Source organism: Arthrobacter sp. E3, assembly GCF_017353415.1.
GTDB lineage: Bacteria > Actinomycetota > Actinomycetes > Actinomycetales > Micrococcaceae > Specibacter.
This window is the reverse complement of sequence record NZ_JAFMPX010000007.1, coordinates 34,404-57,541: the sequence shown is the minus strand read 5'-3', so window position 1 is coordinate 57,541 and position 23,138 is coordinate 34,404. Positions and strand designations below refer to the sequence as shown.

General features: G+C 60.9%; 20 protein-coding genes. 5 read left to right on the top strand and 15 right to left on the bottom strand.

What is annotated here, in order from left to right:
• Positions 1-9: 9 nt before the first annotated feature.
• Positions 10-1,434, bottom strand: a complete 1,425-nt coding sequence (gene glnA / locus JMA46_RS05055) for a type I glutamate--ammonia ligase (RefSeq protein ID WP_207344211.1) — start codon at positions 1,432-1,434, stop codon at positions 10-12.
• 177 nt (positions 1,435-1,611) lie between these two features.
• Here glnA and JMA46_RS05050 point away from each other — a divergent pair, with 177 nt between their 5' ends.
• Both JMA46_RS05050 and JMA46_RS05045 read left to right on the top strand, forming a co-directional pair.
• Positions 1,612-2,049 carry an RDD family protein gene (locus JMA46_RS05050; protein ID WP_207344210.1) on the top strand — a complete coding sequence of 146 codons (438 nt, stop codon included), beginning with the start codon at positions 1,612-1,614 and terminating at the stop codon, positions 2,047-2,049.
• A gap of 112 nt (positions 2,050-2,161) precedes the next feature.
• The gene (locus tag JMA46_RS05045; protein ID WP_207344209.1) at positions 2,162-2,818 is read left to right on the top strand and encodes a pyridoxal 5'-phosphate synthase; all 657 of its coding nucleotides are present in this window, start codon (positions 2,162-2,164) and stop codon (positions 2,816-2,818) included.
• A gap of 90 nt (positions 2,819-2,908) precedes the next feature.
• Here the strand turns inward: JMA46_RS05045 and JMA46_RS05040 are convergent, their stop codons facing one another.
• Positions 2,909-3,841, bottom strand: a complete 933-nt coding sequence (locus tag JMA46_RS05040; protein ID WP_207344208.1) for an aldo/keto reductase — start codon at positions 3,839-3,841, stop codon at positions 2,909-2,911.
• Positions 3,842-3,904: 63 nt separating this feature from the next.
• Between JMA46_RS05040 and ilvA the strand changes: the two genes are divergently transcribed.
• Positions 3,905-5,158, top strand: a complete 1,254-nt coding sequence (gene ilvA, locus JMA46_RS05035) for a threonine ammonia-lyase (RefSeq protein WP_207344207.1) — start codon at positions 3,905-3,907, stop codon at positions 5,156-5,158.
• A gap of 89 nt (positions 5,159-5,247) precedes the next feature.
• Here the strand turns inward: ilvA and JMA46_RS05030 are convergent, their stop codons facing one another.
• The 3 genes from JMA46_RS05030 to lipB all read right to left on the bottom strand — a co-directional run bounded on the left by JMA46_RS05030 (position 5,248) and on the right by lipB (position 7,831).
• Positions 5,248-6,018 carry a DUF4191 domain-containing protein gene (locus JMA46_RS05030; RefSeq protein WP_207344206.1) on the bottom strand — a complete coding sequence of 257 codons (771 nt, stop codon included), beginning with the start codon at positions 6,016-6,018 and terminating at the stop codon, positions 5,248-5,250.
• Positions 6,019-6,080: 62 nt separating this feature from the next.
• Positions 6,081-7,097: a lipoyl synthase gene (gene lipA / locus JMA46_RS05025; RefSeq protein WP_207344205.1), complete on the bottom strand. Its 1,017-nt coding sequence runs from the start codon at positions 7,095-7,097 to the stop codon at positions 6,081-6,083.
• Positions 7,094-7,831 (bottom strand): lipoyl(octanoyl) transferase LipB, encoded by a 738-nt coding sequence (lipB, locus tag JMA46_RS05020; protein WP_348770063.1) that lies wholly within the window; start codon positions 7,829-7,831, stop codon positions 7,094-7,096. Before lipB ends, lipA begins: the two co-directional genes overlap by 4 nt.
• A gap of 90 nt (positions 7,832-7,921) precedes the next feature.
• Between lipB and JMA46_RS05015 the strand changes: the two genes are divergently transcribed.
• Positions 7,922-9,769 (top strand): serine/threonine-protein kinase, encoded by a 1,848-nt coding sequence (locus tag JMA46_RS05015; RefSeq protein WP_207344203.1) that lies wholly within the window; start codon positions 7,922-7,924, stop codon positions 9,767-9,769.
• A 126-nt stretch (positions 9,770-9,895) separates the two neighbouring features.
• Here JMA46_RS05015 and JMA46_RS05010 read toward each other — a convergent pair whose 3' ends face one another.
• The 3 genes from JMA46_RS05010 to fdxA form a co-directional block, all read right to left on the bottom strand.
• Positions 9,896-11,179 carry a citrate synthase gene (locus tag JMA46_RS05010; RefSeq protein ID WP_207344202.1) on the bottom strand — a complete coding sequence of 428 codons (1,284 nt, stop codon included), beginning with the start codon at positions 11,177-11,179 and terminating at the stop codon, positions 9,896-9,898.
• A gap of 215 nt (positions 11,180-11,394) precedes the next feature.
• Positions 11,395-12,552, bottom strand: a complete 1,158-nt coding sequence (dapC, locus tag JMA46_RS05005) for a succinyldiaminopimelate transaminase (protein ID WP_207344201.1) — start codon at positions 12,550-12,552, stop codon at positions 11,395-11,397.
• Positions 12,553-12,562: 10 nt separating this feature from the next.
• A complete protein-coding gene (gene fdxA, locus JMA46_RS05000) occupies positions 12,563-12,886 on the bottom strand; it encodes a ferredoxin (RefSeq protein WP_176636557.1) in 324 nt (107 codons plus the stop codon).
• 107 nt (positions 12,887-12,993) lie between these two features.
• Between fdxA and JMA46_RS04995 the strand changes: the two genes are divergently transcribed.
• Positions 12,994-13,227: a hypothetical protein gene (locus tag JMA46_RS04995; protein ID WP_348770059.1), complete on the top strand. Its 234-nt coding sequence runs from the start codon at positions 12,994-12,996 to the stop codon at positions 13,225-13,227.
• A gap of 32 nt (positions 13,228-13,259) precedes the next feature.
• Here JMA46_RS04995 and JMA46_RS04990 read toward each other — a convergent pair whose 3' ends face one another.
• The 7 genes from JMA46_RS04990 to typA all read right to left on the bottom strand — a co-directional run bounded on the left by JMA46_RS04990 (position 13,260) and on the right by typA (position 22,874).
• Positions 13,260-13,706 carry a hypothetical protein gene (locus tag JMA46_RS04990; protein ID WP_207344200.1) on the bottom strand — a complete coding sequence of 149 codons (447 nt, stop codon included), beginning with the start codon at positions 13,704-13,706 and terminating at the stop codon, positions 13,260-13,262.
• On the bottom strand, positions 13,703-14,569 hold the full coding sequence (locus JMA46_RS04985) for a PIG-L family deacetylase (protein ID WP_207344199.1): 867 nt from the start codon (positions 14,567-14,569) through the stop codon (positions 13,703-13,705). The genes JMA46_RS04990 and JMA46_RS04985 overlap by 4 nt, the downstream gene beginning before the upstream one ends.
• 161 nt (positions 14,570-14,730) lie before the next feature.
• Complete coding sequence (locus tag JMA46_RS04980; protein WP_247647065.1) at positions 14,731-16,518, bottom strand: ABC transporter ATP-binding protein; 1,788 nt, start codon at positions 16,516-16,518, stop codon at positions 14,731-14,733.
• 4 nt (positions 16,519-16,522) lie between these two features.
• On the bottom strand, positions 16,523-17,536 hold the full coding sequence (locus JMA46_RS04975; protein WP_207344198.1) for an ABC transporter permease: 1,014 nt from the start codon (positions 17,534-17,536) through the stop codon (positions 16,523-16,525).
• Entirely contained in the window at positions 17,529-18,455 is a 927-nt protein-coding gene (locus JMA46_RS04970) for an ABC transporter permease (RefSeq protein ID WP_207344197.1), read from the bottom strand. Before JMA46_RS04970 ends, JMA46_RS04975 begins: the two co-directional genes overlap by 8 nt.
• A gap of 217 nt (positions 18,456-18,672) precedes the next feature.
• Positions 18,673-20,307, bottom strand: a complete 1,635-nt coding sequence (locus JMA46_RS04965) for an ABC transporter substrate-binding protein (RefSeq protein WP_207344196.1) — start codon at positions 20,305-20,307, stop codon at positions 18,673-18,675.
• A 650-nt stretch (positions 20,308-20,957) separates the two neighbouring features.
• Positions 20,958-22,874, bottom strand: coding sequence for a translational GTPase TypA (typA, locus tag JMA46_RS04960; RefSeq protein ID WP_207344195.1), 1,917 nt, complete (start codon positions 22,872-22,874; stop codon positions 20,958-20,960).
• Between the last annotated feature and the right edge of the window lie 264 nt (positions 22,875-23,138).

Genomic DNA, 23,138 nt, shown 5'->3' with positions numbered 1-23,138 from the left:
ATGCGGTGTCTAGCAGCCGTAGTAGAGCTCGAATTCGTACGGGTTCGGGCGTAGCTGCAGCGGCTTGATCTCGTATTCGCGCTTGTAGTCGACCCAGGTGTCGATCAGATCCTGGGTGAACACTCCGCCGGCTTGCAGGAACTCATTATCGTCCTCCAAGGCGATCAGGGCCTCTTCGAGTGACTCGGGCGCCTTCGGGATGTCCTTGGCTTCCTCCGGGGGAAGCTCGTACAGGTCCTTGTCGATGGGGGCGGGGGGCTCAATGCGGTTGCGGATACCGTCCAAGCCGGCCATCAGCTGGGCGGCGAAGGCCAGGTACGGGTTGGAGGACGGATCCGGGGCGCGGAATTCCAAGCGCTTGGCCTTCGGGTTCGAGCCGGTGATCGGAATGCGGATGCCGGCAGAGCGGTTTCCCTGCGAGTACACCATGTTCACGGGTGCTTCGAAGCCCTTGACCAGACGGCGGTAGGAGTTGACGGTGGGGTTGGTAAACGCCAGCACAGCCGAGGAGTGCTTCAGCAGGCCGCCAATGTACCAGCGGGCCATGTCGGAGAGGCCTGCGTAGCCCTTCTCGTCGTAGAACAGCGGCTCGCCACTGGTCCACAGGGACTGGTGGCAGTGCATTCCCGAACCATTGTCTCCGAAGACCGGCTTGGGCATGAACGTGACGGACTTGCCCCACGCCCACGCTGTGTTCTTAATGACGTACTTGAACTTCTGCATATCATCGGCTGCATGGACCAGGGTGTTGAACTTGTAGTTGATTTCAGCCTGGCCGGCAGCGCCAACCTCGTGGTGGGAGCGCTCAACTTCCAAGCCTGCGGCATCCATTTCAAGGCACATGGCGTCACGCAGGTCAGCTTGGTGGTCAATCGGGGCCACGGGGAAGTAGCCGCCCTTTTCGGGGGTCTTGTAACCGAGGTTGCCGCCCTCTTCCTTGCGGCCGGTGTTCCAGTAGGCCTCTTCGGAGTCGATCTTGTAGAAGGATCCCTTGGCCGAGGATTCATATTGCACGTTGTCGAAGACGAAGAACTCGGCCTCGGCACCAAAGAATGCGGTGTCGGCAATGCCGGTGGAAGCCAGGTAGGCCTCGGCCTTTTCGGCCACGCCACGCGGGTCGCGGTGGTACGGGTCGCCGGTGCGCGGGTTCACGATGGAGAAGTTCAGCGCCAGCGTCTTTTCCTTGCGGAACGTGTCAACGAAGGCGGTCTTGGGGTCCGGGATCAGCTGCATGTCGGATTCGGCGATGCCCTGGAAACCACGGATGGAGGAGCCATCGAAGAGCTGACCGTTGACGAAGAAGTCAAGGTCCACTGTCTTGGCAGGCACGTTGAAGTGCTGCTGGACGCCGGGAAGGTCGGTGAATCGAATATCGACGAACTTCACATCTTCGTCTTTGATGAACTGCAGGACTTCTTCCGCGTTCTTGAACATCTTGCTCCTTGGTGCTGGGGGCTTTGGCCGACTGTACCCGGCCGTGGGCAATGCAACTTCTCATAAGAGTAGATCGACGCTATTTCTCTACCGTGTCTGAAATGTTTCCAGCACGTTACACGTGCCGGAAACGGTGTCCGATGCCCGGCTTCCAGCCTGCGCCGGTAGGCTGGGGGAGTGGTAGATCGTAAAGACATAGGTTCATGGCTCAGTGGGCCGGACACTTCTAATATATCGAAATTCCCCGGCGAGCGTTTAGGCCGGCCGGAATCCGGGCCCGGTTCCATGGCCCGTGCCGGAAGGCGCATCCTTGCCCTGTGCATCGACTGGGGCTTGTCCTATCTCATTGCGGTCGCCTTCTTCAACAGCAATCCCAACGCCATTCTCGCCATTTTCGCGGCCGAACAGATGGTCCTTGTGGGCACTCTGGGCTACAGCGTGGGCCACAGGATCATGGGCATCCATGTCACCAGGGTCGACGGCGGAGCTCCCGGCCTGCTTGCAGGTGTGGTTCGCGCTCTGCTGGTGTGCCTAGTCATCCCGGCCATCATTGTTGACGCGGACCACCGGGGACTGCACGATAAGGCCATGAAGACCATCCTGGTCCGCCGCTAGGGTCGCAGTTTCCGCCCCTGTTGGCTCCACAAGACCTTATAGTCGGTCTCGCCCATCGCTGGTGTCGGGTGCGCGCCTTCCGCGGCTGTCATTCCTGTTGGACAATAGGTCGATGCAGACACTTCGTGATGAACTTCGAGCAATTCCTTCGATCGTTGGACAGGCCCCGGACTTCGATTCAGCTTCAGTACCGCAGACACCCCAGGAGCTATTTCTAGATTGGTTGCGGCAGGCAGTTGTTGCTGGAGTGCCGGAACCCCACGCTGCCACGCTCTCGACCGTAGATAGGGATGGTCTGCCCGATGCCCGCGTATTGATCATCAAAGACGTAACAGAGGACTGCGGTTTCAAGATCTCGACAAGCGACGAATCGGCTAAGGGCCGCCAACTGGGACACAATCCGAACTGCGCCCTCACGTTCTTTTGGAGTCCACTAGCCCGCGCGGTTCGAGTACGTGGGATTGCGCAACGGGCTTCCACGTCAGAGTCAGCCGCAGACTTCCTCGCACGCCACCCGCATACCCGAGTCTTCGCTTTGGCAGGTCAGCAGAGTTCTGTCATTTCTGATCCCGCCACCCGAATTGAGGAGATTGCGCGTGCCAAAGCGGAGGTTGAGTCCAACGAAAATGTTGTCTCACCGCATTGGGCGGTGTGGACCATTGAAGCAAATTCAGTCGAATTCTGGCAAGGCGATCCCAGCCGCGAGCACCAACGCCTTCGCTATGTCCGGACCGGGTCCGGATGGGACACGCAACGCCTACGGCCCTGAGGGCAGGAACGAAGGCATCGAGTCTCTTCTTTCTTTTTGGATAAGGGGGTTACCTGCCCCCACGGGCCCGCTGTCGGAACGGCGAATTTCCTACCAGGCGTAGTCTTCCGGTGCGGTTTTGGGGCCGGGGAAGATTTGGTTGAGCCGGGCCAGCGCCTCACGGTTCAAGGAAACATCCACTGCCCGCAGTGCTGCCACGAGTTGTTTGGAAGTCCTCGGCCCGATGATGGGCGCTGTTACGGCAGGTTGGTGCAGCAGCCAGGCGAGGGCGATCTCAGCCGGATCCTCGCCGCGCTTGGCAGCAAACTTTTCAAAAGCGGCAACGCTGTCCCGGCACCCTTTCAGCGCTTTGGCGGCGCGGCCCTCCAACCTGCGTACGCCGTCGTGCCCGTTCATCAGGACGCCGCCGAGCAGGCCGCCATGCAAAGGTGACCACGGCAGCAGCCCCAGGCCATAGTACTCAGCGGCAGGGATGACCTCGCGCTCAACGCTGCGCTGGAACAGGTTGTAGATGGACTGCTCACTGACCAAGCCCGTGACGGGCCGGCGCGCGGCGGCCTCCTGCGCGGCGGCAATGTGCCACCCGGCGAAGTTCGAGCTGCCCGAGTAGATGATCTTGCCTTGCTGGACGGCGACGTCTACTGCCTGCCAGATCTCATCCCATGGTGTGCCACGGTCAACGTGGTGGAACTGGTACAAATCGATGTGGTCGGTCTGCAGCCGCTGCAGGCTGGCGTCCAGGGAGCAGCGGACGTTCAAAGCGGAGAGCCCGGAGCGATTCGGGGCATGCTCCATCCAACCGTAAACTTTGGAAGCCAGCACGGTGTCCTCGCGCCGCCCGCCACCCTTGGCAATCCAGCGTCCGATGATCTCCTCGGTCCATTGCGGCCTAGATGTGTGTGCTTCATGGTCAACTGCCTCCTTGCAGGTGGTTCCTGACTCCAATTCTGCCCTCCGCCCATCGCGCAAAGCACCCGGGTGTTGGCCGCAAGTGCGGTATATGTTTATGGTGAGGAAGGTCATGCTTGAACGATGTGATCACGATTTTCTCGGGAGAACAGCAAATTTAGGTAGAGGAGTCTCATCATGTGTGAAGCAGGCGCGGTCAACGACGAATTAATGCCAATTCGTCTCTCTGAGATCGAGCGGGCCAGGGAGTTGCTCAAGGGTGTGACGTCTTGTACGCCTATCGAGACCAGTACGTCGCTCAGCGCCCTGGCTGGAGTGCCGGTGTTTCTCAAATGTGAGAATTTGCAACGTGCTGGTTCGTTCAAGCTGCGTGGTGCCTTCACACGGCTCTCGGCGCTGAGTGAGGGGGAGCGCAAGCAAGGAGTGATAGCGGCCAGCGCTGGCAACCATGCTCAAGGTGTAGCCGTAGCCGCACGCGAGTTAGGGATTGACTGCGTCGTCTTCATGCCGACCGGGGCTGCACTTCCAAAAGTGACCGCTACCCGAGGATACGGTGCCGAGGTGCGCTTGGCCGGGGAAGACCTGGCGGAGTCCATCGAATTGGCGCAGGCCGAGGCTGCCAAAAGTGGGCGTGTTTTCATTCCACCGTTCGATCACGTTGACATTGTCACCGGCCAGGCAACTTTAGGACTTGAGGTCCTGGAACAAGTTCCAGATGTTGCCACGATCATTGTCCCCACTGGAGGCGGGGGACTGCTGGCCGGGGTGGCTGCAGCCGTCCACCTCACCGGTTCCAGTGCCCGAGTGGTCGGGGTGCAAGCTGAGGGGGCGGCAGCATTCCCGGCGTCGCTGGAAAAGGGTGTGCCGGTGCGTCTGGCCCGGGTGGTGACCATTGCCGACGGGATCGCGGTGCCTGAGCCCAGCCAGTTGACGCTGGACATTGTGCGGCAGCACGTAGCCGAGATTCGGACAGTGACGGAGGAGCAGATCGATGAAGCGATGCTGCTCCTGAGCGAGCGGGCGAAGCTGGTGGTGGAACCTGCAGGTGCCGTTGGAGTTGCTGCCCTGCTCGCCGGAGCTAAAGGATTGGAAGGGCCCATCGTTGTCGTCTTATCCGGCGGGAACGTGGACACATTGCTGCTTAATCGGGTGCTACAGCATGGACTCGTGGCGGCCGGGCGATACATGGAGATGATAGTGCGCGTACTTGACCGGCCTGGATCGCTCGTGAAGTTCCTTACGGCACTGGCCCGAACCGAATGCAACGTGGTGAGTGTGGAGCACGACCGCACAACCACCGGGCTGGCGGCTACCGACGTGCAGATCGGTGTCACGGTCGAGACCAAAGGCCAGGAGCATAAGAGGGAGATCATTGCAGAGCTCAAACGACTCGGGTACGACGTCTCGTTTCACGCTCTTGAAAGAACGTGACGGTCATTCCGCAGCCCTGCTGATCTCTTGCAGTTGAGGACACAAAGGAGCCCGGCAGGTCATCCTGCCGGGCTCCTTTGCATGTGTGCTCAACGTCCGCGTGCTGCCTTGCGGTCAGGGCGCGCCTTATAGGGGTCGACGCCCTTGGGGATGGGCAGCTTGTTGCCCATGGAGGAGATGCGCTTGTTGACAGCTCCAACTTCACCCTTTGTCAGCTCATTTTTGAGCTTGCCCAACTTCTTGGTCAGCTTGGCGATCGGCACTTGGCCTTCAGCTTTGCCGGTCTCGATTACCGTGATCTTGACGTTGGGAAGAATCCGGTTCATGCGTCGGCGTTCCGCATCGACCAGACCCTTCACGCGGTTCGAGGGGCCTTCGGTGACCAGCACAATGCCTGGCCTGCCGATGACGCGGAAAACCACATCCTGCGTGCGCGGGTTAACCGAGGCAGGCTGCTCGTTGAAGATCCAGCCCTTCTTCAATGAACCCAAGGCAGCACCGGCGGCGCCGGCCTTGCCCTCGATCTGTGAATAGGCTGCACGCTCGGCGCGGCGCGACATGATCAACAGTGCACCCAGCAGACCCAGGGGAATGCCCATGAGCAGGCCAGTGGGCCAGTTGCCCGGGAACAGCAGCAGCGTCACCAAAAGTGACAGGGCGATCAGCCCGAAGAAGGCACCGAGCATCAGCCACGTGACCATGGGGTCGTGGCGGCGGGTCATCTTGAAGATGTCCACCATTTGTTTGATGCGGCTGGGCTTCTTTGTCTTTTTGGGCTTCTCCGCCTTGGGGCTGCGGGAAAAGAGGGAACGCTTGGGTTCGTCAGCGTTGTTGTGTGCGGAGTCAGTGGTTTTGGCCATAGTAATTCAATTCTAGCGGGTGTTTGACGGGAATGTTACGTGCGAACTTACCGACCGGTCCGCTACCGCGCGGCGATGAGCGAAGCCGCTTCCTGACGCGTGGTGCCTGAATCTTCGATCCCCTCGGCAATGTGGGCCAAGTGCTCAGGAATGTCCAGGCCCTTTTTGCGCATGGCCGTGGCCCACAAGCGTCCGGCACGGTAGGAAGACCGAACGAGCGGACCGCTCATGACGCCGAGGAAACCAATTTCCTCGGCCTCTTGTGAGAGCTCCACGAATTCCTGCGGCTTGACCCAGCGGTCCACGGGGAGGTGGCGTTCGGAGGGGCGCAGGTACTGGGTGATCGTGATCAAGTCCGTACCGGCCTCATGCAGGTCAACCAGGGCTTGGGAGATTTCGTCACGGGTTTCACCCATGCCCAAGATCAGGTTGGACTTGGTGACCATGCCCTGGTTGCGTCCCTGGGTGATGACATCGAGGGAACGGTCGTAGCGGAACGCCGGACGGATCCGCTTGAAGATGCGGGGGACAGTCTCCACATTGTGGGCGAACACTTCGGGTTTGGACTCACAGATGGCCGTAATGTGTTCGGGCTTTCCGGAGAAGTCGGGGATCAACAGTTCCACGCCTGTATTCGGATTCAACTCGTGGATCTTTCGCACCGTCTCGGCGTAGAGCCAGACGCCCTCATCTTCGAGGTCGTCGCGGGCAACGCCCGTGACGGTGGCGTAGCGCAAGTTCATCTTAACAACGGACTTGGCAACCTTGGTGGGCTCGAACATGTCGATGGGTGAGGGCTTGCCGGTGTCGATCTGGCAGAAGTCGCAGCGACGGGTGCACTCGGAACCGCCAATGAGGAATGTGGCCTCACGGTCTTCCCAGCATTCGAAAATGTTCGGACAGCCTGCTTCTTCGCAGACGGTGTGCAGGCCCTGGCCCTTGACCAGGTTCTTCATAGCGATGTACTCGGGCCCCATGGAGACCTTCGCCTTCATCCATTCGGGCTTGCGTTCCACGGGGACGGCCGCATTGCGCTGCTCGATGCGCAACAGCTTGCGTCCTTCAGGTGCCAACGTCACAGCAGTGCTCCTTCTGACTGGGCCGCTTTCACGGAACCAGTGGTTGATGCCTGTTCAGGCTGGGTCTCGGCGATCAGCGGGGCAAGGAAACGCGCGGTGGCGTCTTTGACGAGCGGCACGAGGTCTTGTGGGGAAATGTCCTTGCCGGTTTCGGCCTGCAGGGTGGTGATTCCCGCGTCCTGAATGCCACAGGCAATGATCTGTGCATACGGAGCGAGGCTGTTGTTGGCATTGATGGCAATGCCGTGCATGGTGACGCCCTCATGGACCCTGATGCCGATGGCGGCAATTTTGCGATCCCCGCCGTTGCCGTCGGCTAGCAACCAAATGCCCGCTCGGCCATCCACGCGAACGCCGGCAACACCATAGTGCTCCAGCACCTCAATGATGATGTCCTCCAGGGCATGGACGTAGGCGCGGATGCTGTGGGCATCGGCCAGGCGCACGATGGGGTACATGACCAGCTGGCCGGGGCCGTGCCAGGTGAGCTTGCCACCGCGGTCAACGTTAATCACCGGTGTGCCGTCAAAGGGGCGTTCGTGATCTTCGGTGCGTTTTCCCGCCGTGTAAACGGCCGCATGTTCCAGCAAGAGGGCAGTGTGAGTTGATTCGCCGGCAACCACATCGGCGTGGACCTGGCGTTGTTGCTCCCATGCATCGTTGTAATCGATGAAATGAGGGGCAAATCCAACTTCGCAGAACTCAAGATTCATACAGGTCACTTTAGAGGAAATTGCAACCACACCTAAATCACAATTCACATTTCATCTCAAGCCTGTGGATAACTTGACGCAGGAAATCGAAAAGCGGACTACAACTGGTACATGGACAAGGTTGGAGCCGCCGCAACTACCGAACACCCGCCGCAGGTGGCCGGTTACGGGCCCGTGCGCTGCTTGGGGAAGGGGGCCAATGGGAGTGTCTGGCTCCTTGCCCCGGACGACGGCGGAGCCTGCCTTGCCGCTAAAATCCTCACCGTGGGCGGGGGAGTGAGGGCGGACACAAACGAGGCTTCACGCCGTCATAATGATAGCCAGATCACACATGAGTGGAGAGTTCTGGCACAGTTCCGGCACGACCACCTCATCCCGGTTCACGGTGTTGTACTAGATTCCTTGGGCTCACAAGTGCTTCTCATGGATCATGCGGGCGGAGGCTCACTGGAGCAAGTGGTTCGTGCCCGGGGCACCTTGGAAGTGGGGGAGGCCGTGACGGTCCTGACTCCCATGGGTCAGGTGCTGGCGTTCTTGCATGCCCGGGGTGCTGTGCATGGAGATGTGTCCCCAGGAAATGTATTGCTCAGTTCAGCCGGCAAACCACTTCTTTCTGACTTCGGTTTTGGCCGGATTCTGGGCCAGGGTGCGGAATCGGTGGCAGGAACACCAGGCTTTTCCTGCAGCCATGACAGTGCCCGGGATGCAGCCGCGGACGTGTACGCACTGGCGTCCGTGGGCTGGTACGCCTTGACTGGGCGGGCTGCGCCACGCACTCGGGACAGGCTGCCGTTGGGAACACTCGTTCAGGACGTTCCCCACGAGTTGGTGGCTGCCTTGGAAGCAGGGCTGAACGACGACCCGGCCCTGCGCCCGACGGCTGCTGCGTTCGCCCAGGCTGTCTTTCGCAGTGCCACTGCCCTGCCTGTGGCTCTGGGCCATGCCGTACATCCGAGCGTCCTGCCTGAACTGCTGACCCGGAAGGACGCCAAAGAGCGGCGTGGCAGGCGTGTGGGTGCGGCACATGGGGCAGGCGCCGTGCAAGGACACGGTGCCATGCGCAGGCATGGTGTCATGCGGGGAAATGGCGTCGCCGGACGGGCTCGCACCGCCCGTGTGCCACGGGGGCGTAGACGGTGGTGGGCGCGTCTACCACTGACACGCTGGCTGCCTCTGCACGAAGGTCGGCTCGAGCGTGAGGGGAAGCGAATGAGCCAGCTATGGGGGAGTGAGGTAGCAACGCCACGACGCCGCTTGCACGGCCATGGATTAGATGCGGGCCGCGGTGACGGCCTTCGGGTAGGCGTTCGACCTCGCAGACGTGTGGCAATGCTCACCGCTGCTGCCGTGGTGGTGCTTTGTTTGTTTGTCTTAGTGGTCCATGTTGTTCAGGGCGGAGGTTGGAGTGCACTGGCTCCGCCGGGCCAGGACCAGCACTCATCCACGTTTGCCCCTGGCGGGGCGGACTCTCGTGAGACTGCATGGGTGGCGGCTTTACCAGCGAAGATTCAAAATGGCCTGGTGCAGGAGGCAGCTCTCGAAGCTCTGCCGGCACTGGCCTGGTTGCGCTCATACGCGCTGTCCACGGCGGATAGTGCCTTGTTGGAGAAAGTCACTGTACCCGGCTCCCCGGCCTGGGAAGCCGACACTGCCGTCATGGCGAGCCTGCTGGAACGCGGTCACAGCTTTGCCGGGCTCGAAACGAGCATTGTGCAAGCTGGGATTGTGGAAGCTGGGATTGTGCAAACAAGCGCCGGTGCTTCTCAAAAGATCGTGCAGGCCACCGTTTCCACAAGCCCGTTTGCGGAGCTGGACGCTTCCGGGAACGTGGTTCACCAGCAGGAGACGGAACAGCAGCAGGCATTGCACATCGTGATGTCCAGGACGGGCGGGCGGTGGATGATCGAGCAAATACTTGCCGTGGACGAACATCTCGGGGCAAAGAAGTCTGCGGATTAAAGAAGTGGGGGGTGGGGGGGGGGGGGGGCCCCCCCCCCCCCCCCCCCCCCCCCCCGCCACAATACCTGGGCCCCCGCGCCCGAGGGCCCCACCCCGAACTTGTGAAGGGGTGAGAGGGCGTGGGGATTACCTCGAGGGGTACATCCGCTCGGGTTCGCCTGTGTAGAGCTGGCGCGGGCGGCCGATCTTCGTCTGCGGGTCCTTCATCATCTCGCGCCACTGGGCAATCCAACCAGGCAGGCGCCCAATGGCGAACAGGACGGTGAACATCTTTTCGGGGAAGCCCATGGCCTTGTAGATCAGGCCGGTGTAGAAGTCCACGTTGGGGTAGAGCTTGCGGGAGACGAAGTATTCATCCGTCAGTGCTACTTCTTCCAGGCGCATGGCGATGTCCAAAAGTTCGTCGTTGCCGCCGAGCTTTTCCAAGATTTCGTGGGCCGTTGCCTTCACGATCTTGGCGCGGGGGTCGTAGTTCTTGTAGACGCGGTGCCCGAAGCCCATCAGCTTCACGCCGTCTTCCTTGTTCTTCACCCGCTCCACGAACTTTTCAACAGGCTCGCCGCTGTCCTGGATCTGGCGGAGCATATTCAGCACTGCTTCGTTGGCACCGCCGTGCAGCGGGCCGAAGAGTGCGTTGATGCCAGCGGAGACCGAGGCAAACATGTTGGCGTTGGCCGAACCCACCAAGCGGACGGTGGAGGTGGAGCAGTTCTGCTCATGGTCTGCGTGCAGGATCAACAGCAGGTCCAGTGCCTTGACCACCACCGGGTCCATCTCGTAGTGCTCGGTCGGAACACCGAAGCTCAGGCGCAGGAAATTGGACACCAGGTCCATGGAGTTATCCGGGTACAGCATGGGCTGGCCGGTGGACTTCTTATGCGCGTAGGCGGCAATGACGGGCAGCTTGGCCATGAGGCGGAAGGTGGCCATTTCCACCTGCTCATCGTCGAACGGGTCGAGGGAGTCCTGGTAGAACGTGGACAGCGCGGAGATTGCCGAGGACAGCACCGGCATGGGGTGCGCGTCACGGGGGAAGCCGGCAAAGAAGCCCTTGAGGTCTTCGTGCAGCATCGTGTGGCGGCGGATGCGCTGGTCAAAAGCATCTAGTTCCGCCGCTGTGGGCAGATTGCCGTAGATCAGCAGGTAGGACACTTCAAGGAAACTGGAGTGTTCAGCCAGTTCCTCAATGGGATAGCCGCGATAGCGCAGGATGCCCGCATCACCGTCTATGTACGTGATGGCGGAGGACGTGGCAGCCGTATTGACAAAGCCGGGGTCGTAGGTGACCGCACCGGTTTCCTTCAGGAGCTTGGAAACGTCATACCCGGCGTTGCCTTCTACTGCATCAAGTCGCGGCAGTTCAAGCTCTCCGCCGTCGTAGCGCAGGAATGCGCTCGTGGAATCAGTCATGGAGTCCCCTTCATGAGGTAGCCTGCGAGAGGCTTTGGTTAGTTCACTGCAAGTTTTACGCCCCGGAGGACACCTGCGCCGGTTGAGTTGAAATCCAAGAAAAAACTCAGCACACTAAGCGCCCGGTGGCTTAGACGGCTATCTACGAAACTACCGCTTTAAGGGCCTTCGGCACTAATCCTGTACCGGAAAACGTGGCCCCAAGAGCCAAAACACTACGAATCTGCGCCGAGCCGCGCAGCCGCGGCGGCAATGCGCTCATCGGTTCCCGTCAAGGCCACGCGGACAAAACCGTTGCCGGCTTCCCCGTAGAACGTTCCGGGGCCGGCCACTATGCCAAGCTCGGCCAGCCGGCCGATGGTGGTCCAGGTGTCCTCTCCAGCCGTGCACCACAAATACAGTCCAGCTTCGGAGTGGTGGATCGTCAGGCCAAACGCTTCAAGGGCACCCACCAGCTGTGCACGGCGCCTGCGGTACAGCTCCTTTTGAGCTTTCACGTGTGCGTCGTCGGCAAGAGCCGCGCGCATGGCCTCCTGCACCGGGTACGGCACGATCATGCCAGCATGTTTGCGGCTATTGACAATGTTCGCCATGATGGCGCCGTCCCCCGCCACAAAGGCCGCCCGGTAGCCGGCCAGGTTCGATTGCTTGCTCAGCGAATAGACGGCCAGCAAGCCCTCGTGGGAGTTCCCGCAGACGCGTGGGTCCAGCACGCTGGGAACGGCTTCCCCACCATTTTCTGGATCCCAGGCGCCCCAGCCAAGCTCCCCGTAGCATTCATCGGAGGCCACCACGGCACCCAAGGCGCGGGCCTGCTCCACCAAAGTCTTCAACTCCGCAACGCCACGCACAATCCCGGTCGGATTGCCCGGGGAATTCACCCAGACGAGGCGCACGCGGGCGCGGGTTTCGGCGTCGAGCTCGTCCAGCGAATCGGCGGCAACGCTCTTAGCCCCGGCAAACACGGCACCCATGTCGTAAGTGGGATAGGCAACGGCTGGCCGCACCACAACATCACCTTCACCCAGACCCAGCAGTAGCGGCAGCCAGGCCACCAGCTCCTTGGACCCGACTGTGGGCATGACGTCCCGGGGGTCCAGCCCGGCTACGTTGCGGCGGCGCGCAAACCAATCCACAATCGCCTGGCGCAGCTCGGGCGTTCCGTGCGTGGTGGGATAGCCAGGCGCATCCGCAGCCGCCTTCAGCGCGTCCTGAATCAGGGCCGGAGTGGGGTCCACGGGAGTGCCAATGGACAGGTTCACCACGCCGTCGCGGTGTTGGGCTGCCTTGGCCAAATAAGGTGCAAGCGCATCCCACGGATAGTCGGGCAGCTGCAGGCCGAAGGGCTTGCCGGAAGAGTGTGGGGGCGTCATAGGGTTCGAATCAGCCCTGGTTCTGCGGCGGAAGGGCAGCAATCAAGGGGTGATCAGTGTGGGTATTTCCGATCTTTGCCGCTCCACCGGGGGAACCGAGCACGTCAAAGAACTCCACATTCGCCTTGTAGTACTCAGCCCATTCATCAGGGGTGTCATCTTCGTAGTAGATGGCTTCCACCGGGCACACAGGTTCACAGGCACCACAGTCAACACATTCGTCGGGGTGGATGTAGAGCGAGCGTTCACCCTCGTAGATACAGTCAACAGGGCATTCTTCAACACATGCCTTGTCCTTGACATCCACGCACGGCTGCGCAATTACGTACGTCACGTCCCCAACCTTTCTCGAAAGACTTATACCGGCACAAAGAGAACCGGTTCCCCCATTATCCCCCACCACCGCCGCGCCCGCATCTCAACGAGACTTAGTATGAAGGTGTGAACAGTGCACTTGAACGCCTGGCCAGCCTTCCGTTGGGCACCCGCATGGTTATCCGGTACAGGATCGACGGCGGGCTGACGGACGCCTTGGGCGAACTCACCGAGCGTGACGGCATCAGCGCCACCCTCGCCACCCGTACTGGTTATGTCACCATCCAGTACGACGACGTCCAGCTGGCCAAGGCTGTTCCCCCGCCTCCTGCACGGCGAGCCAGGCAAGTGCGGCAGTAGCCCCAACGCTCTGCCCGAAGCGACGGAGTCGGCTACTTTTTGCTCCGCAACAGGGCCCAGACAAGCCAAGCCACCAGTGGCGTGACAACCGCTATGCCGTACAACCAAACACTGCCTTGAACGTTGTTGGTGATCATGCCAAAGGAGCCCAGCTGCAATGACAGGGCCCCAGCTGTGAGGTAGGCCGCCGCACCACAGGCCACCACAACCCACGAGCTCCGGCTCCACAGGCCGACGAAGAGGCTCACCGCCGCAAGCAATAACAGCGCCAGTGCAGCACCGTAGGGAACCACCGAGTCTCCAGCACCTGGGTACCACGCATGGCCGTGCAGCGAGGTACCCAAAAGCCCGCTGCCAATGCCGGCTCCTGCCGCGGCGGCCAACACGGCCCACCGGCGCGGTCTGGGCAGCTGGGTGCCTGGCTTCTGCCCCGGAAGATCCTGCGCAGAGTCACCAGAGTGCTGCGTCGGCGCCGTCACGACGCACCGCTCCCGCCAGGTTCCGCCGGAGGGTAAATACCAGCCGGATCCACAGCAACAAACTCCTCCACAGCGGAGATGTCCTTCCACACATTGTCTGATAATGCATAGCGGTCCCCATCAACCGTGATTTGGGTCTTGTGGGCGGCCATGGCTGCAGTCTTCGCGGCCAGATCCCCTGCCACAGCCAGCCGCGTCACGCCCGTTTCAAGGGGACGCTCCGGCCGGTCGCTGACAATCGTGTAAACGCTTGATACCCGCCACGCCGCGGACGTGGGGGTGGGTGCGGCAGCCAGCCGCAGGGCTGCCATGGTGAGTTCATGGGTCCGCACGTGGTCCGGGTGCCCATAACCGCCGTCGGCCGCGTACGTGATGACAATGGTGGGCCGCAGCTCTCTGATGGCTGCGGCCATGAGTTCAGCCGTTTCCGCCAGCGGTGCCCGCGAGAGGGAGCCGGGCAGCACCCTAGAGGCGGCCATGGCGCGCCCGGCCGGACCCCATTGCATGCCTGAGTCCCGGAAGACCACAGGACCATCGCTAGGCGCAGCAAGGCCTTGGCCCAGCCAGAGATGCTCGTGGATGCCCAGCGCAGCCAAAGCGGCAGCCAGCTCGCGTTCCCGCTCTGCCGCCAAGGTGGAACCGTCAGCGGTGTTCCCTGCTTTAACTTCGAGGTGTGCCAGCTCGGCCGGAATGACCTCGCCCAGTTCGCCGCGCGTGCAAGTCAGCAGCACAACCCTCGCTCCGGCGGCGGCGGACGCAGCCATGCTGGCCCCTGTGACGATGGTTTCGTCGTCGGGGTGTGCATGCACAAAGAGGATCGTGGCATCGGGGCCGGCCCCTGGCAGTAAAGCGGGTGTTTCCATGCGTCCTAATCTACCTGCACGCACCCGGGGAGCCCCAACAGCAAGTTCCCTGCCCAATGGGCCGACAAAAAGCAGCCGGCACGCCCACGTGAAGTGGATGTGCCGGCTGCTGTTGCCGCAATGTTTCGCTGTCCCAGCAAGGTGCCGGGCCAGCAGAACTGTTAGACCAGCAAGGTTGCCCCTGGGATGGCGCTGAGCAGATCCTGCGTGTAGCGCTGCTGCGGGTTGTTGAAGACCTCATCGGTGGAGGAGGCCTCAACCACCCGGCCGCTCTGCATCACGGTGACATGGTCTGCGATCTGGCGAACCACAGCAAGGTCGTGCGTAATGAAAAGGTAGGTCAGTCCCAACTCTTCCTGCAGCTCGTTGAGCAGATTCAGCACCTGCGCCTGCACCAGCACGTCAAGGGCTGAAACGGCCTCGTCACAAATAATGACGTCCGGATTCAACGCCAAAGCGCGGGCGACGGCTATGCGCTGACGCTGGCCACCGGAGAGCTCGTTCGGGAAACGGCTCATGGTGGCAGCAGGCATCGAGACCTGATCCAGCAGTTCACGCACCTTCTTCTCCCGGGACTTGGCGTTGCCGATCTTGTGGATCTTCAACGGCTCCTCAATGGTCCGGTAGATGTTGAACATCGGGTCCAGGGAGCCATAAGGGTCCTGGAAGATCGGCTGCACGCGGCGGCGGAAGTCAAAAAGCGCCTTCCCTTTGAGCGTATTCACCTCCACCCCGTCAAAGAGGATGCTGCCCTCGGTGGGTGCCAGCAGGCTCAGGGTCATCTGCGCCACCGTGGACTTGCCCGAACCGGACTCCCCCACAATCGCCATGGTGGTCCCGCGCGGGACCGTGATGTTGACATCGTCCACGGCTTTGAAGTCCGTGGTCTTGCCCAGCGCACCGCGCAGTTTGAACACCTTGGTGAGGTTCTTAATCTCAAGAATGGTGTCCCCGGCCTGTGCGCGTCCCGGCTCCGCATCCTTCCGCAGTGACGGCAGACCCGATTTAGCAGGGACAGGCGACGGTGTGTACCCGGCTTCCACCGGCTCGTCCAGTTCCGCCACAGCCCCTGCCAAGGCATCCTTTACCTTCTGCGACTGCAAACGGCGGGAGGACAGTGAAGGAGCGGCGTTGATCAGGCGCTGCGTGTACGGGTGCTGAGGGTTGCGCAGGATCTCCAACGCTGCACCCGACTCGACCACCTGGCCCTTGTACATGACCACAAGCTTCTCGGCCCGCTCCGCGGCCAGGCCGAGGTCGTGGGTGATCAGCAGCACGGCTGTGCCCAGCTCGGTGGTCATGGTGTCCAAGTGGTCAAGAATCTGTCGCTGCACTGTCACATCCAGTGCGGATGTGGGCTCATCGGCAATCAGCAGCCGCGGACTGCAGGCCAGTCCGATCGCGATCAGCGCTCGCTGACGCATGCCGCCGGAGAACTCGTGCGGGTACTGCTTGGCACGCAGTGCGGCATCAGGCAGGCCAGCGTTGGTGAGCACCTCAGCAACGCGTTCCTTGTGGTTTGATCCTGCAAGTCCGTTGGCCTTGAGCGTTTCCTTGACCTGGAAGCCGATTTTCCACACCGGGTTCAGGTTGGACATCGGGTCTTGCGGCACCATACCGATCGAGTTCCCACGGAGTTCAACCATTCGCTTCTCACCGGCGTGGGCAATGTCCTCGCCATCAAAGAAGATCTGCCCGCCGCTGACACGCCCATTGGAGGGGAGCAGGCCGATGGCAGCCAGTGCAGTCGTTGATTTGCCTGACCCTGACTCGCCCACAATGGCAACTGTCTCTCCGGGCATGATGGTCAGGTGCGCACTGCGCACTGCATTGACCGGTCCATTTGCGGTTTCGAAGGTGATGGCCAGGTCCCTGATTTCAAGCAAGGGGGTTTCATCAGTCTTCTTCGCGGGGTTGTTCACGCTCATGTCCTTTTCGTAGTTTGACATGGTGTCACCGCTTCCTTGCCTTGGGATCAAGCGCATCTCGCAGGGCGTCACCCAGCATGATGAAGCTCAAAACCGTAATGGACAGGGCCACGGCGGGCCACAGCAGCACAGCTGGGTTGTTGCGCACCTGAGGCTGGGCTGAGGCAATGTCATTTCCCCAGGACATGACGGAGAATGGCAGCCCGATGCCCAGGAAGGACAAGGTGGCCTCGGCAACGATGAACGTTCCGAGCGAGATGCTGGCCACCACAATGATGGGTGCCAGCGAGTTCGGCACTACGTGGCGCACCAGGGCTTTGAAACGGGACAGCCCCAGCGCCTTGGATGCCGTCACAAAGTCCGCGTTGCGGTTTTCAATGACGGCACCTCGGGTGATGCGGGCAATTTGCGGCCAACCAAAGATCACCAGTACTAGGACCACCGTCCACACGCTGCGGTTCTCGCGGAATGCGGGAAGCTGCATCATGACAATCGAGCCGAGGATCAGCGGCAGGGCGAAGAACACGTCACCCAAGCGGGCCAGGATCACGTCAATCCAGCCGCCGTAGTATCCGGCCAGGGCGCCCATGACGCCACCGATGATCAACACGCCAATGGTCGTGAACAGGCCCACCATGAGGGAAGCTCGGGTGCCGTAGATCACGCGTGAGTAGACGTCGCAGCCCTGCAGCGTAAAGCCAAGCGGGTGCCCTGAACGTGCGCCTTCGGCCGAGTTGCCCAGATCGCAACTGGTGGGATCCACGTTGGCAAACAACTGCGGGAAGATGGCCACCACCAGCACAAGCAGGATCAGCAGTGTGGAAATGATGAACAACGGCTGCTTGCGCAGATTGCGCCAGGCTTCCGCCCACAGGCTCAATGGAGCCGCGGTTACGTCGACACTGTCGACGGCGGACAAGGGCGTTTCCTCCAACGGTGCCACATAGTGCTCAATGACGCGGCTGGAGACTTTGCCTTGCCGCGCTGGCGGGGTAGCCGCCGGGGACAGGTCTTTATCGGGTGTCAGGTTCTCAGACATAGCGAATCCTTGGGTCGAGCCAGGCGTACAAGAGGTCAACGACGAGGTTGGCAATCACAAATACAATCACCAGGATGCCAACCACCGCCACAACGGTGGGTGTCTCCCCGTTCAAGATGGCCTTATACAGCAGGTTGCCGACTCCTGGGACGTTGAAGATGCCTTCCGTGACGATGGCCCCGCCCATGAGGGCACCCAGGTCGGCACCGAGGAAGGTCACCACGGGAATCAGGGAGTTTCGCAGAATGTGCACCACCACCACCCGGCGGCGGCTCAGCCCCTTGGCCGTTGCGGTGCGGACATAGTCTGCGTTCATGTTCTCGCTGATGGAGGCTCGGGTGAGCCTGATGACGTAGGCCAGGGATACCAGCCCCAGCACCAGCGCCGGAAGGATGAGTTCGTTCCAAGGTGCCGCGCCACTGACTGTCGGCTTGGCCCAGCCAAGCTGAACGCCGACCACAAGCTGCAAAACAAAGCCCAGGACGAAGGTGGGGACTGCAATGACGATCAGGGATGCCACCAGGACGGTGCTGTCAAACAGCTTGCCCTTGCGCAGGCCCGCAATAACGCCGAAGAACACTCCGAAGATCGCTTCGAAGGCCAGGGCCATGATGGCAAGCCGTGCCGTGACGGGGTATGCCCGGCCGATCACGGCCGCTACTTCCTGCCCGGAGAAGGTTTGACCGAGGTTCAGTGTCACGAGGTTTTTCAGATATAGCCCGTATTGGATCCAGAAGGGCTGGTCCAGGTTGTATTGGGCCCGGAGGGCGGCTTCGACGGCCGGGGCCATCGGCTTGCCACCGGACAGAGCTGCAATGGGGTCGCCAGGTGTGGCGAAAACGAGGAAATAAACCAGCAGGGTGGCCCCGAAGAAAACGGGAATCAGCTGCAGGAAGCGCCGGAGCGTGAACATGACCATTACAGCACCACCACGCCCTTCATCCGCAAGCACAAATCATTCATGAAGTTACCTGTTCAATAGTTGTCTGTGCCAGATGCCGGTGGGATCGTCCACGCCATCTTGCACGATGAGTACCATTTAGTTGTTGTAAGACTATGTGAAGTCTGGTGAAAAAAGGGGGAACCCGGCTGTTCAAGCCCGGTTCCCCCTTTCTTATGCCACTGAGATGCAGATGCTACTTGGCCGTGATGTCGTAGTACAGCGGAACGCCGTTCCAGCCGAACTGGACGGTGTTGACGTTGTTGCTCCACACGCCCTGGACTGCCTGGTACCACAGGGGCACAACCGGCAGGTCCTTGAGCAGGATTTCCTGTGAATCATTGAAGATCTTGTTACCGGCTTCAACCGTCTTGGCCGATAGGCCTTCCTTCAACTTGGCGTCGAAGGCGGGGTTGGAGTAGTCGCCGTCGTTGGATCCTGCACCGGTGCCGTAGAGCGGCCCGAGGAAGTTGTACAGCGACGGGTAGTCGGCCTGCCAACCGGCACGTGAGGCGCCGGTGAGCTTCTTCTTGTTGACCAGGTCGCGCATTTCCTTGAACGTTGCGATCGGGTTCAGCTCAGCCTTGATGCCCAGGTTCGTGGCGATCTGGTTGGCCATGGCCGTGATGTATTCCTTGTTGCCGGCACCATCAATGTTTGAGGTGATGGTGAAGACCTTGCCAGCGGGCCACGGGCTGATCGCGTCAGCCTTTTCCCACATTGCCTTGGCCTTGGCTGCGTCGAACTTCAGGACGTCGCTGCCGGGCAGGTTGGCGTCGTAGCCATCCAGCACTGGAGAGGTGAACTCAGCAGCGACCTTCTTGTTGCCGTAGAAGATCTTGTCGATGATCTGCTGGCGGTCGATCGCCATGGAGATTGCCTGGCGACGCATCTGACCGGCTTCACCCTTGAACTCAGGCAGGTAGCTCGGGATCGTCATGGTGGCGTTGCCAGCGTAGGGCTGGTTGACGAAACGGTCCTTGAAGTCCGTCTTGAAGTTCTGCAGGCCGCTCGGGGGAACCTGATCCAACACGTCCAGGTTGTCCGACTGCACATCCGTGTAGGCAGCGTCCGTGCTGTTATAGAGCTTGAACGTCACGCCACCATTTTTGGCCTTGCGCGGTCCGTTGTACTTGTCGTTGACAACCAGCTTGACAGCCACATTGTGCTGCCAGCCGCCGGTGTCCAGCTTGTACGGGCCGTTGCCGATCGGATCCTGGCCGAAGGCTGCCGGATCCTTGTAGGCGGACTCGGGCAGCGGGTAGAAGGCTGTGTAGCCAAGGCGCAGCGGGAAGTCGGATTCGGGTGCGGCCAGCTCCACCGTGAAGGTCTGGTCGTCAACGACCTTCAGGCCTTCCATCTTGTCCAAGGTGGAGTCCGCGGCGCTGACCTTGTCGTAGCCCTTGATCGATTCGAAGAAGTAGCTGTTCAGCTGCGTGTTCTTGGCGGCTGCACCGAAGTTCCAAGCATCCACGAAGTTCTGAGCCGTGATGGGTGAACCATCACTGAACGTCTCACCGGATTTGAGCTTAATGGTGTAGTTCTGGGAGTCCTCAGTCTTGATGGACTCGGCCAGTTCATTCTGGATCGCACCCTTGACGTCATAGCTGACCAGACCGGTGAAGATCAGGTCCATGACTCGTCCGCCACCAACTTCGTTGGTGTTGGCGGGGAGCAGGCCGTTCTGCGGTTCGGTGCTGTTGGCCGATATGACCTTGCTGGTGTCGCCGCCGGCATTGCCGCCGCCGTCGCCCGAGCCACCACATGCGGTGAGAGCCATGGCCAGTACTGCCGCCACGCCCAATGCTTTGGAAGTGCGTGAAAAACGCATTTCGTCTCCTTGAGTGAGTAATTGATTCGAGCCGAAACGACAGCCGTACTGAGAAAGTCCGGGTCACCGTTGACCCTCACTGTGTTTCAACTCATACCCCCCTAGGCTAGCTCGAAAGATTACCGAACAGCACTCCAGAGCACTTTGTCGGGGTTTCTTTACCGATTCGAAACCTTAAGTACAGCGGTCCACCTTCGTCACCGTGTGCGAAAGCCGGGTACGGGAAATACTGCGGGCTGGCTCTGCGTATGGCAGCACCTGCGGGTGCCGCCAGCCAGACCCCACTCATATGAGCGCTCCTGCGGGTCATCCCGCCCGACACCCGCATTAGCTGCAGTTCGAACACACCGGTCGGTGGCGCACCCGCATTACCTGCAGTTCGAACACACGCCGGGCATGAAAGCCGCACCAAATACTCGACACGAGCCCCATCTGCTGAAATAGTGCGAGTTGAGCGCGTCGAACACATTCATATGAGCGCTCCTGCGGGTCATCACGCCCGACACCCGCATCAGCTGCAGTACGAACACACCGGTCGGTGGCGCACCCGCATTAGCTGCAGTATGCCGCCACCCAAACGAATAGCCTGTCCCTGCAGATGCAGGAACAGGCTATTCGAGGCGCATGGGAGCACCTTATTAAGTTACCGATTAGACCTTGGCGCGGGCACGGAATGCCTTGGCGCGGTCCCCGGCGTTGAGGATCAGCTTGCGGATGCGGATCGACTCCGGCGTAACCTCAACGCACTCGTCTTCACGAGCGAATTCCAAGGACTCTTCAAGGGTCAGGTTGCGCGGCGGGGTCATGTTCTCGAAGGTGTCCGAGGAAGCTGCACGCATGTTGGTGAGCTGCTTTTCCTTCGTGATGTTCACGTCCATGTCATCGGAGCGGGAGTTCTCGCCGACGATCATGCCTTCGTAGACCTCGGAAGTGGGCTGCACGAAGAAGTTCATGCGCTCTTGGAGTTTGATCATGGCGAACGGGGTGACGACGCCAGAGCGGTCAGCCACGATCGAACCGTTGGTGCGGTATTCGATGGGACCGGCCCAGGGCTCGTAGCCTTCGGCGATGGAAGCTGCAATGCCGGCACCGCGGGTGTCGGTCATGAAGCGGGTGCGGAAACCGATCAGGCCACGAGCTGGCACGATGAATTCCATACGGCACCAGCCGGTGCCGTGGTTGGCCATGTTGACCATGCGGCCCTTGCGGGATGCCATGAGCTGGGTAACGCCGCCCAAGTACTCCTCGGGTACATCGATGGTCATGTGTTCCATCGGCTCGTGGGTCTTGCCGTCGACCTGCTTGGTCACAACCTGCGGCTTGCCAACAGTCAACTCGAACCCTTCGCGACGCATCTGCTCCACCAGGATGGACAGAGCCAATTCGCCACGGCCCTGAACTTCCCAAGCATCGGGACGCTCGGTCGGGAGAACCTTCAGGGAAACGTTACCGACGAGCTCGCGGTCGAGGCGGTCCTTGACCTGGCGTGCTGTGACCTTGGCGCCCTTGACGCGGCCAGCAAGCGGAGACGTGTTGATACCGATGGTCATGGAGATGGCCGGCGGGTCAACGGTGATCAGCGGCAGCGGCTGCGGGTTGTCGATGTCGGTCAGAGTCTCACCAATGGTGATGTCTTCGATGCCTGCAACAGCAACGATTTCGCCGGGGCCGGCTGATTCGGCCGGAACACGGGTCAGTGCCTGGGTGGCCAGCAGTTCGGTGATCTTAACCGGTTTGATGGTGCCATCGGCACGGGCCCAGGCAACTGTCTGGCCCTTGTGCAGGGTGCCGTTGAAGATACGCAGCAAAGCCAAGCGGCCCAGGAAGGGGGATGCGTCAAGGTTGGTGACGTGGGCCTGCAGGACACCCTCGGGGTTGTACTTAGGAGCGGGGATGTGCTCGATGATGGTCTTGAACAGCGGCTCCAGGTCCTCGCTGTCCGGTGCGGAACCATTTTCGGGCTGCGTCAGGGAGGCGCGGCCCAGTTTGCCGGATGCGTAGACAACCGGAACGTTCAGGACGGCGTCGAGGTCCAGATCAGGAACTTCGTCAGCCATGTCGGAAGCCAGACCCAGGAGCAGGTCCATGGATTCGGCAACAACCTCGTCGATGCGGGCATCGGGGCGGTCGGTCTTGTTGACCAGAAGGATGACGGGGAGCTTGGCGGCAAGTGCCTTGCGCAGCACGAAGCGGGTCTGCGGCAGCGGGCCCTCGGATGCGTCTACCAGCAGAACAACGCCGTCAACCATGGACAGGCCGCGCTCCACCTCGCCGCCGAAGTCGGCGTGGCCGGGGGTGTCGATGACGTTGATTGTCATGATCTGGCCGTCGGCTGACGGGCCGTTGTAGGCCACCGTGGTGTTCTTGGCCAAGATGGTGATGCCCTTTTCGCGCTCCAAGTCCCCGGAGTCCATGACGCGTTCAGCAACATTGCCGTGTTCGGCAAATGAGTGCGTCTGCTTGAGCATGGCATCGACCAGGGTGGTCTTGCCATGGTCAACGTGCGCCACGATGGCTACGTTGCGCAGGTCATTGCGCGAGGCGGTGTTGAGAGAAAGATCGCTCATGGATGAAGACTCGTTTCAGTTGGGCCCGGCTGCAGGCCCGGAAGGGCAAAGCAGAAAGTCACATTGTTGTTTGGCCGTGAAGAATCGGCAGATAACACCATTCTAGTCGCTTGGACAAATACGGCCTCCCCACTTTATCCCATAAAGGGCACATTTTTTGCCGCCCAAGGCACATCCGGTTCATCCGGGTGTTCTGCAGCGGCGGTTTTTCGCCTAAAACGTACGACGGCGCTAGGCGGCTTGCGTGACGAAACTCACCCGCCG

Excerpts from the sequence above, each read along its gene's own strand:
- typA (WP_207344195.1), bottom strand. The coding sequence starts at position 22,874 with ATGAGCGATCTTTCTCTCAACACCGCCTCGCGCAATGACCTGCGCAAC.
- JMA46_RS04985 (WP_207344199.1), bottom strand. The coding sequence starts at position 14,569 with ATGGAAACACCCGCTTTACTGCCAGGGGCCGGCCCCGATGCCACGATC.
- JMA46_RS04965 (WP_207344196.1), bottom strand. The coding sequence starts at position 20,307 with ATGCGTTTTTCACGCACTTCCAAAGCATTGGGCGTGGCGGCAGTACTG.
- JMA46_RS05010 (WP_207344202.1), bottom strand. The coding sequence starts at position 11,179 with ATGACTGATTCCACGAGCGCATTCCTGCGCTACGACGGCGGAGAGCTT.
- JMA46_RS05045 (WP_207344209.1), top strand. The coding sequence starts at position 2,162 with ATGCAGACACTTCGTGATGAACTTCGAGCAATTCCTTCGATCGTTGGA.
- JMA46_RS04970 (WP_207344197.1), bottom strand. The coding sequence starts at position 18,455 with ATGGTCATGTTCACGCTCCGGCGCTTCCTGCAGCTGATTCCCGTTTTC.
- ilvA (WP_207344207.1), top strand. The coding sequence starts at position 3,905 with ATGTGTGAAGCAGGCGCGGTCAACGACGAATTAATGCCAATTCGTCTC.
- JMA46_RS04980 (WP_247647065.1), bottom strand. The coding sequence starts at position 16,518 with ATGTCAAACTACGAAAAGGACATGAGCGTGAACAACCCCGCGAAGAAG.
- JMA46_RS05040 (WP_207344208.1), bottom strand. The coding sequence starts at position 3,841 with ATGACCTTCCTCACCATAAACATATACCGCACTTGCGGCCAACACCCG.
- dapC (WP_207344201.1), bottom strand. The coding sequence starts at position 12,552 with ATGACGCCCCCACACTCTTCCGGCAAGCCCTTCGGCCTGCAGCTGCCC.
- glnA (WP_207344211.1), bottom strand. The coding sequence starts at position 1,434 with ATGTTCAAGAACGCGGAAGAAGTCCTGCAGTTCATCAAAGACGAAGAT.
- JMA46_RS05015 (WP_207344203.1), top strand. The coding sequence starts at position 7,922 with ATGGACAAGGTTGGAGCCGCCGCAACTACCGAACACCCGCCGCAGGTG.
- JMA46_RS04975 (WP_207344198.1), bottom strand. The coding sequence starts at position 17,536 with ATGTCTGAGAACCTGACACCCGATAAAGACCTGTCCCCGGCGGCTACC.
- JMA46_RS05030 (WP_207344206.1), bottom strand. The coding sequence starts at position 6,018 with ATGGCCAAAACCACTGACTCCGCACACAACAACGCTGACGAACCCAAG.